We start from the raw sequence: 8,548 nt of genomic DNA, 5'->3' as shown, positions 1-8,548 counted from the left end.
GTAGAGTACTTTTAGCTCGCCGCTATCCATTTTATCGGGTGCTTGCGTTAGCTTAAAGCCCGGAACCGGATTTAGCTCAAAGTGCCATACTTTGCGCGCTTGCTCCTGTGCGTAAGGGCTATTGACCGCGCCTGCCGGGATTACGTTAGGCAGTGCGCCCATGTCGCATGCGCCCTGGACGTTGTTTTGACCGCGCAGTGGATTTACGCCTGCGCCTTTTTTGCCCAAATTTCCCGTTAAAACGGCTAAATTTGATAGCGAAAATACGTTTGAGGTACCGTCGCTAAACTGCGTTATGCCCATCGTGTAGCAAATCGCCGCCGTGCCGGCTTTGCCGTAGAGTCTGGCGGCTTCTATGATGAGTTCTTTTTTTACGCCCGTTTCGCGCTCGAAACGCTCAGGGGTAAAGTCCTTAACCGCCTCTTTTAGATACTCGAATCCCTCGGAGTATTTTTCTATAAATTCGCTGTCTTGCAAATTTTCGGCGATTATGACATGCATCATCGTATTTAGCGTTTTGATATTCGCTCCGATCGGGATTTGCAAGAAAATATCGGCTTTTTTGGCCATATCGGTGCGCTTTGGATCTACGACGATCATCTTAGCGCCGCGTTGCAAGCCGCGCTGCATCTGCATAGCGATGATCGGGTGGCACTCGCTCGTGTTGGTACCGATGAGTAAAAATACGTCCGTATCGGTCGCAAATTCGACCAAATCGTTCGTCATCGTTCCGTTTCCTAGCGTGCTGGCAAGACCTGCCACTGTAGGAGCGTGTCAAAGACGGGCGCAGTGATCGACGTTGTTGCTGCCCTGGGCGCGGAAAAATTTCTGGAAAACGTAGTTGTCTTCGTTATTTGAACGCGCGGAGCTAAAGCCCATGATCGAGCTTGGGCCGTATTTTTCGACGGTGGATTTAAATTTATCCGCGAGGAAATCATAAACCTCCTCAAAACTCACTTCTTCAAGCTCGCCGTGCTTGTCGTAGACGCCGTTTAGCTTTCTCATCATCGGTCGGCTTAAGCGTTTAGGAGAGTTTACGAACTCCCATCCGAACATTCCTTTTAAGCAAAGCTCGCCGTCGTTTACGTGGTGGTCTTTGCTAGGTTTGGCGTCTACGATTCTACCGTTTTGCACGATAAGATCGATGCCGCAGCCCGTACCGCAATATGGACAGGTAGTCTTTACTATCTCTTCCATTTTCGCTCCTTTCTGGTATTACTGAAATTTATGAGATTATTATACAACGGCAAATATAAATTTAGTTTTAAAATTAGGATAATAGATTATCAATCCAGATATAACCAAGATAACCAAAGCGATAGAGCAAACCGCGACGATATGCTTGCCTATAAGCCGTAGCGTCTCGTTTTCGCTAAGCCCAAGGCCTAAGTTAGTATGTAAATTTAACATTAGTCCGATAAATTTATCGCCGAAATTTTCGCCCGTTATCTCGCCCGTGTATTGGTTTATAAAATACGACTTAAACTCGCCTTTAGCATTCGTACCGGATACGCCTAGAGCGTGATTTGCGTCCGAGTTAATCTTGTAGTAGCTAAGCGTAAAATTTGGTTCCCTAGCTTTAAAAATATCTAAAATTTCTCCCGTGCTAAGCTCTTTTTCGCCTTGCTCTACGAAGGTTTTTTGCGAGTTTGCAAGGTCTATAATCTCGTCGTGATAGGATATGACCGCGCCGCTAAGAGCGACGATAAGCAGCGGCAAAACACAGGCTAGGCTTAAAACCAAATGGACGTTAAACCAAAATTTCTTTTTCTTTAAAAACGGCATCTTTCTCCTTAAATTTAAACTCGAATTTTAAAAACCGGTAGTGGGGCGGCGATCGCTACGCACCGCCTCGCTTAAATACTGCTAAATTTAAAAATTTACGTTAAATCCGAGCCTATATTTAATCCCGTCGGCGATCAAAATTTCATAGTGTCCGGATTTTGTCGTTACGTATTCGTTAAAGATATTATAAACGCTAAAATTTACGCTCGCGTTTTTAGTTAGCTTGTAGCTTGCGCCCGCGTCAAATAGCGTATAATCCTTTATCTCCTCGTCTCCCGGTAGGCCGTAAACGGCTCTGGTTTTGCCTAGATAGTTCATCTGCGTCCAGAAATTTAGATCAGGCGTCATATAGTAGTCAAGCCCTATTTTTACGGTATGTACGGGTAGATTATTTAGAGATTTGCCCTCGTACGCGCCAGATTTTTGCTTTGATCTAGTGTAAACGTAGCTTGAGTGCATGGCTAAATTTGATAGTATCCGCCAGTCTGAGGCGAGTTCGACGCCCCTTATTTCGGCTTTGCCGATATTTACGCTCTCCCAGATACCGCGCCTATAGGTCTTGCCGTTATGCACGCAAGGAACTCCCGGGCGCGCGACGCAAACCGGCTTCGTACCTAGACCGTCTTTTATCCGCGTATAAAACGCCATCGCCGAGACGTTAAGGCTCTCGTCCCCGTACGCGATGCCCGCCTCGTAGTTTAGGCTGGATTCGGGTTTTAGGTCGCTTTTACCCAGTTGTGCTCCCATACCGCCGGCAAAAGGCAGAGCAAGCCCGTCGGTTCGCATCTTGATATCTGGCGTCGAGTAGCCTGCCGATACGCCGCCTTTTAGCGATAAATTTTCGCTTAGATGATATACGGCATATCCGCGCGGAGATACGTGTCCGCCGTAGTCTTTGTCGTGATTGTATCTTAGGCCGGCAGTTAGCGTGAGCGCGTCGGTTACGTCAAAATCATCTTCGCCGTAGAGCGAAAAATCATACCTTTTGACGTTTGCGGCGTCGGCTGTCGTTGCCTTTTCATTTAGCCTTTCTCTTCTGTATTCAGCCCCCAGACTTAGCGTGTTGTTATCAAAAAAATACGTTCCCTTGGTATTTAGCGTCGTCGTTTTTAGCGTGAGGTCTTGCTGGCCGCTTTCTTTCATATTATCGTGCATTAAAAAGCTTTCAAGCAACAGTTTGTCGTATTTGCCCGTATGCGAGAGCGAGGCGGTATATCCGCTCATCTTCTCAAAAGCCACGCTCGTGTTATCGCTAGCCGTGCGGTTTAGCGTCTTGCCTTCGGTGCGCTCGTATTTATTTACTACGCGGCGCAGATCCAGCGCTATTTCGTCGTTTTCGGTGGCGTTATACATTATTTTCGCACCGAAATTTACGTCCTCATTTTTGCGGTTCGTAAAGGCTCGCTCATCTTCAAATTTATGAAAATACCGCCCGTAAAGCGCGATGCCTAGCACGTCCGGGATCACCGCGCCGTTTGCGTAAAAGCCGGTTTGGTAGTCGTCATTTATCCCGCTTTTGCCCGCAAGCGTGTAGTAGCCGTTTACGTTACCGCTGAATTCGTTTGAAAAGCCCTTAGTGATGATATTTATCACGCCTCCCATCGCATCTGAGCCGTATAGCGAACTCATCGGTCCTCGCACGATTTCGATACGCTCGATCGTGTTTGCGGGCGGGAGGAAATTTTGAGCGCTACCGATCGCGCGAAGTCCTCTATACGCGCTATCGCTAGTTGCAGGGCGGCCGTCTATTAAAATTTTAGTGTATTTTTGACCAAGGCCTCTCATAGTGATACCGCGTCTGCTAGCCGCTCCCAGCGTCGCTCCAAACACGCCAGGAGCGTCTTTTACGACGCTTTCTATATCTTGATGATTGTGCCTGGCTATCTCTTTTTGCGAGATTACCGAAACGGAAGCGGGCGCGTCTTTGATATTTTGCTCAAAACCCGTCGCGCTAGTTACGGTAACTTCGTTTAGTTTCACTTCGTCGGCCGCCTGCGCGCAAGATAGCGCTAAGCAAGCTAGCATAGAAATTTTAGGCATACTTTTCACCTTTAGACTCCTTATTTAAATTTAAACCCTATTTTACTATAATCAGATAATTATTATCAATACTCTGATAAACGGTAGAGGGATTTTTTATCAACGCTAAAAGGATAAAAAAGCAAATGAAGGTCGAATTTAAAGATATCTTACGCGCAAACGAGCAAGAAGTCGCACAAAATTCGGTGCGCTACGGACAAAGCGTGTGGCAAGAGCAAGATAGAAAATGCAAAGTCGAGTTTTTTAAAGGCACAAGCGGCGCAAGCTACTGCAGAAGCGAAATAATCTGCAACAAAAGCGTAAAAAGACGGCTTGAAAGAGGCGCTGGCTACTGCTTTTTGCTCTTTAACGACGCAAGAGGGGACGCCGGGCTTAAAGCGGGTAAAAAAACTTTTTGTCTAAAGGCCGGAGAGTTTTGGACGGGGCGCGTGGATAGCGGATTTGAGGGTATCTGCGAGTATCAGAGCAGTAACTATTCGGGACGATGTATCGTGCTAAAAAACGAGTTAGCCCGCGAGCTAGCGGCGTTTAAAAATCTAGGCGAAGAAAACGAAATCTGCATCCAAACGGCTAAGATAAATTTAGCCCAAAGCCTGATTTTACGGGAGCTTTTAGCTGCGAGCGAGTTTGAGGGCAAGATGCGCGAAATCTTTATGGAAGCTAAAATTTTAGAGCTAATCTACAAAAGCCTAGGCGCGCCTAAAACGCCCGAAGCCGATGAAAAAAAGCACGATTTTAGCGACGAATACGTAAAAATTTTAAATAAAGCAAGGCAAATTTTACTAAGCGACGTCCAAAATCCGCCCAGCATAAAAGAGCTAGCCAGAGCGTGCGCGACGAATGAATTTAAGCTAAAAACGGGCTTTAAAAGCTACTTTGGCGATACGATCTACGGGCTGCTAGCAAGCGAGCGGCTAAACGCTGCGAAAAAACTTTTAGAGCGCGGAGATGTCTGCGTAAGCGAGGCCGCAAAAATCGTCGGATACGCCAGCGCTCCGCATTTTGCAAAGATTTTTAGAGAAAAATTCGGCGTTTTGCCGACGCAAATTTTAAAAGAAAAGAAATTTTATACGTAAATTTAACGCTCTTGCGGAGCTTTGCGGGCGTTAAATTAAAATCAAATTTAAACTCAGCGGCGCGACTTTTTAAATCTAACGGGCGGCAAAAACGGCGGTGAATTTTAATATTTAAAAGCGTCAAATAGCTTACCGGAGTCGGTTTTGCGCCTAAAACCAGCCTAAATTTACCGCAAACAGGCTGCCAAACGGCGCGAAACCAAAACGCCGCGCGATAAAGCCGTAAAATCTGCTAAAATACGGCAAAAACAAAGGTCAAAATGCTTCTTTACGTCCATATCCCTTTTTGCGAGAGCAAATGCCCATACTGCGCCTTTGGTTCGGTGGTGGGCAAACGAAATTTAACGAGCGCGTATTTTGACGCGATGATTGCGGATTTTAGGGAGCAAATTTTAAAATTTGACGTAAAAAAAGGCGAGATTGAGACGGTTTTCATCGGCGGAGGGACGCCAAGCGCCGTGGACGGTGGCTACTACGAGCGGCTATTTGAGGCGGTCGCGCCGTACCTAGCGGCAAACGCCGAGATCACGACAGAGGCAAATCCAAACTCGGCGAGCCTAGCGTGGCTCTCGCAGATGAAATCATACGGCGTAAATCGCGTGAGCTTCGGCGCTCAGAGCTTTTTTGAGGATAAGCTGAAATTTCTCGGGCGTATCCACGATGCGAGGCAGATCTACGAAGCAGTCGCAAACGCTAAAACCGCGGGGCTAGAAAACATAAACGTCGATCTCATCTACGGCACGAAGCTAGACACCAAAAAACGACTTGAGCAAGAGGTGCAAAATATCCGAAATTTAGGCGTTTCGCACGTATCGGCGTATTCGCTAACGCTTGAGGAAAATACGCCCTTTGCCGGCAAAATAAACTACGCAAAAGATAGTCCGAGACTGGCGAAATTTATGATAGACCGCATCGAGGAGGCCGGGCTAAAACAGTACGAAATCTCAAATTTCGGTCAAATTTGCAAACACAATCTTGGCTACTGGCAGGGCAAAAACTACCTTGCCATCGGCGCTTACGCGGTCGGATTTTGGCAAGATCATCGTTTTTATAACGCTTCAATTTTAAACGCCTACGTAAAAAATCCGCACGCTAAGAAAATCGAAAATTTAAGCGCGGACGAGCTAAATTTAGAGCGTATATTTTTGGGTGCCAGAAGTATCGTCGGTATCTGGCAAAACAGCCTAAACGCCGAGCAAGAGCAAAGAGCGCGGCTACTAAAAAATAGCGGGAAATTAAAATTTAAAAACAGGCGATATTACGCCAAAAATTTCCTCACCGCGGATGAAATTTCTTTATTTATCGCGGGCTGATTTATGCAAATTTGAGATAAAAAACGCTAAAATGAGCGCTTTAAAATAAAAATTTAGGATAAAAAATGTTTGGCATGAGCTTACCCGAGATCATCGTCATAGCCGTCATCGCGGTGCTATTTTTGGGGCCCGATAAGCTTCCCAGCGCGATGGTAGAGATAGCGAAATTTTTTAAAACCGTCAAAAAAACGGTCAATGACGCAAAAAGCAGCTTCGATCAAGAGATAAAAATCCAAGAACTCAAAGAGGACGCGAAAAAATACAAAGAAAGCATCGCAAAAACCACCGAAACAGTGCGAAAAAAGCTTACCTTTGAGGAGCTAGACGAGCTCAAAAAAGGCGTAAACGACGTCACTAGCGGCATCACGGACGGCCTAAACGACGTAAAAAAGAGCGTCGAAGCGGTCAAAAACCCGGGCGAAGCCGTTAAAAACGCCGTGCTGGGCGATAATGAGAAAAAAGAGGCGTAATGTTTGAAGAGCTAAAACCGCATTTAATAGAACTTAGAAAAAGGCTTTTCATCAGCGTCATGACCGTGATCGTGATGTTTGTCGTGTGCTTTAGCTTTTGGAATCAAATTTTAGACTTTATCATCGCGCCGCTGCAAAACACTCTGCCCGATAACCAAAAAATGGTCTTTCTTGAGGTGCAAGAGCCATTTTTCGTAGCGATGAAGGTGGCGTTTTTTACGGGATTTTTGCTCTCGTTGCCGATTATTTTTTGGCAGTTTTGGCTGTTTGTAGCGCCTGGACTCTACGAAAACGAGAAAAAGTACGTAATCCCGTTTGTTATTTCGGCGACTTTTATGTTTTTAGTTGGCGCCGCGTTTTGCTACTACGTCGTCGTTCCTATCGGTTTTGCATTTCTTATAAATTTCGGCCAACAGCTCTTTTCTGCGATGCTAAATATCGGCGGCTACGTCGGCTTTTTTACGAAACTGGTCATTGCATTCGGCATAGCGTTTGAGCTTCCGGTTATCACCTTTTTCCTCGCCAAACTCGGCCTAGTCGATGATAAGATGCTAAAAAACTCCTTCCGCTACGCTATCGTCGTGATTTTTATATTTGCCGCGATTATGACGCCTCCGGATATCCTCAGCCAATTTTTGATGGCTGTTCCTCTCATCGGTCTTTACGGACTTTCTATCTTTATAGCCGCCCGCGTAAATCCCGCTAAAAACGAGGAGTCGGAAACCGACGAAGAAAAAGAGGACGAATAATTATGAAATCAAGTAGGCTAGCCAAATGAGTCGAATTTTAAATCCAAACTCGCTTGACGCCTACGACTACGAGCTACCGCCGGAGCTAATCGCAAATTTTCCGGCCTTTCCAAAAGAGGACGCAAGACTGCTAGTCTACGAGCGAGCTAGCGAAAAAATCTCTCATCTAAAATTCGGCGACTTGCCTGAAATTTTACCGACTTGCGATATTATTTTTAACGATACCAAGGTCGTAAAGGCTAGAATTTTCGGCAAAAAACAAAGCGGTGGCGAGACGGAGCTACTGCTAAACTCTCCGCTTGCGGACGGCAAATTTAGCGTCTATACAAAAGGTAAGGTTCGCGCGGGTAGCGTTTTAAATTTCGGCGAAAATTTGACCGCCGAAGTCTGCGAGCTCTTTGAGGATGGCTCGCGCACAGTCAAATTTAGCCAAAACGGCGAGCTTTTGGACACGGCCACGCTTTATAAAATCCTATCTCGCATCGGCCACGTGCCTTTGCCACCATATATCAAGCGAAGTGACACCAAAGACGACGAGAGCTGGTATCAAAGCGTGTTTGCTAAAAACGAGGGCGCGGTGGCGGCTCCGACGGCGAGCTTGCACTTTAGCGACGAGATGATCGCGCGCCTAGCAAAGGACCGCAAGATAGCCTACCTCACGCTGCACGTGGGCGCTGGGACGTTTAAGGGCGTGGAGAGCGAGGATATCACGCAGCACAAGATGCATGCGGAGTTTTACGATATCCCGCAAGATACGCAAAATTTGATCCGCTCAAATAGACCAATCCTGGGCGTAGGCACGACGGTGACGCGCTGCGTAGAGGAGTTTGCTAGAAGCGGCAAATCTAGCGGCGAGTGCAGACTGTTTTTAAATTTAAACAACAAACCGATCCGTCAAAATTACTTGCTAACGAATTTTCACTTGCCAAAATCAACGCTAATCATGCTCGTTACGAGTTTCGTCGGTCTTGAGCAGACTATGCGGATTTATAAAACGGCCGTGGAGCAAAAGTACAAATTTTACTCCTACGGCGACGCGATGCTGGTTATATAGCCGTGAGCTTTGCATACATTTTTATTATTTTTGCAACGAAAAGCTTTTCGTTCCATTTTTC

The 8,548-nt window shown here is 46.2% G+C and carries 8 protein-coding genes; 5 read left to right on the top strand and 3 right to left on the bottom strand.

Features of this window, described 5'->3' with window-relative positions; all coding sequences use genetic code 11:
- The 3 genes from Q0200_RS05480 to Q0200_RS05470 all read right to left on the bottom strand — a co-directional run.
- On the bottom strand, positions 1–1,197 hold a 1,197-nt coding region (locus tag Q0200_RS05480; protein ID WP_297938753.1), incomplete at its 3' end, for a molybdopterin-dependent oxidoreductase.
- Positions 1,198–1,236: 39 nt separating this feature from the next.
- The gene (locus Q0200_RS05475; protein WP_297938750.1) at positions 1,237–1,785 is read right to left on the bottom strand and encodes a PepSY-associated TM helix domain-containing protein; all 549 of its coding nucleotides are present in this window, start codon (positions 1,783–1,785) and stop codon (positions 1,237–1,239) included.
- Between the two features lie 87 nt (positions 1,786–1,872).
- Complete coding sequence (locus tag Q0200_RS05470; protein WP_366118308.1) at positions 1,873–3,834, bottom strand: TonB-dependent receptor; 1,962 nt, start codon at positions 3,832–3,834, stop codon at positions 1,873–1,875.
- Positions 3,835–3,950: 116 nt separating this feature from the next.
- Here Q0200_RS05470 and Q0200_RS05465 point away from each other — a divergent pair, with 116 nt between their 5' ends.
- The 5 genes from Q0200_RS05465 to queA all read left to right on the top strand — a co-directional run bounded on the left by Q0200_RS05465 (position 3,951) and on the right by queA (position 8,487).
- Positions 3,951–4,901 carry an AraC family transcriptional regulator gene (locus Q0200_RS05465; RefSeq protein WP_297938744.1) on the top strand — a complete coding sequence of 317 codons (951 nt, stop codon included), beginning with the start codon at positions 3,951–3,953 and terminating at the stop codon, positions 4,899–4,901.
- Positions 4,902–5,161: 260 nt separating this feature from the next.
- Positions 5,162–6,214 (top strand): radical SAM family heme chaperone HemW, encoded by a 1,053-nt coding sequence (gene hemW / locus Q0200_RS05460; RefSeq protein ID WP_297938741.1) that lies wholly within the window; start codon positions 5,162–5,164, stop codon positions 6,212–6,214.
- Between the two features lie 65 nt (positions 6,215–6,279).
- On the top strand, positions 6,280–6,684 hold the full coding sequence (tatB, locus tag Q0200_RS05455; protein ID WP_002946440.1) for a Sec-independent protein translocase protein TatB: 405 nt from the start codon (positions 6,280–6,282) through the stop codon (positions 6,682–6,684).
- On the top strand, positions 6,684–7,433 hold the full coding sequence (gene tatC / locus Q0200_RS05450) for a twin-arginine translocase subunit TatC (RefSeq protein ID WP_297938736.1): 750 nt from the start codon (positions 6,684–6,686) through the stop codon (positions 7,431–7,433). The genes tatB and tatC overlap by 1 nt, the downstream gene beginning before the upstream one ends.
- 25 nt (positions 7,434–7,458) lie before the next feature.
- A complete protein-coding gene (queA, locus tag Q0200_RS05445; RefSeq protein ID WP_297938733.1) occupies positions 7,459–8,487 on the top strand; it encodes a tRNA preQ1(34) S-adenosylmethionine ribosyltransferase-isomerase QueA in 1,029 nt (342 codons plus the stop codon).
- Positions 8,488–8,548 lie beyond the last annotated feature (61 nt).

It is taken from the genome of uncultured Campylobacter sp. (assembly GCF_938045225.1).
Classification (GTDB): Bacteria; Campylobacterota; Campylobacteria; order Campylobacterales; family Campylobacteraceae; genus Campylobacter_A.
Note: the sequence above shows the minus strand (reverse complement) of the source record. Positions and strands in the feature narration are given on the sequence as shown.

Coding starts and splice junctions, on each gene's coding strand:
- Q0200_RS05465 (WP_297938744.1), top strand. CDS start 3,951: ATGAAGGTCGAATTTAAAGATATCTTACGCGCAAACGAGCAAGAAGTC.
- queA (WP_297938733.1), top strand. CDS start 7,459: ATGAGTCGAATTTTAAATCCAAACTCGCTTGACGCCTACGACTACGAG.
- Q0200_RS05475 (WP_297938750.1), bottom strand. CDS start 1,785: ATGCCGTTTTTAAAGAAAAAGAAATTTTGGTTTAACGTCCATTTGGTT.
- tatB (WP_002946440.1), top strand. CDS start 6,280: ATGTTTGGCATGAGCTTACCCGAGATCATCGTCATAGCCGTCATCGCG.
- tatC (WP_297938736.1), top strand. CDS start 6,684: ATGTTTGAAGAGCTAAAACCGCATTTAATAGAACTTAGAAAAAGGCTT.
- hemW (WP_297938741.1), top strand. CDS start 5,162: ATGCTTCTTTACGTCCATATCCCTTTTTGCGAGAGCAAATGCCCATAC.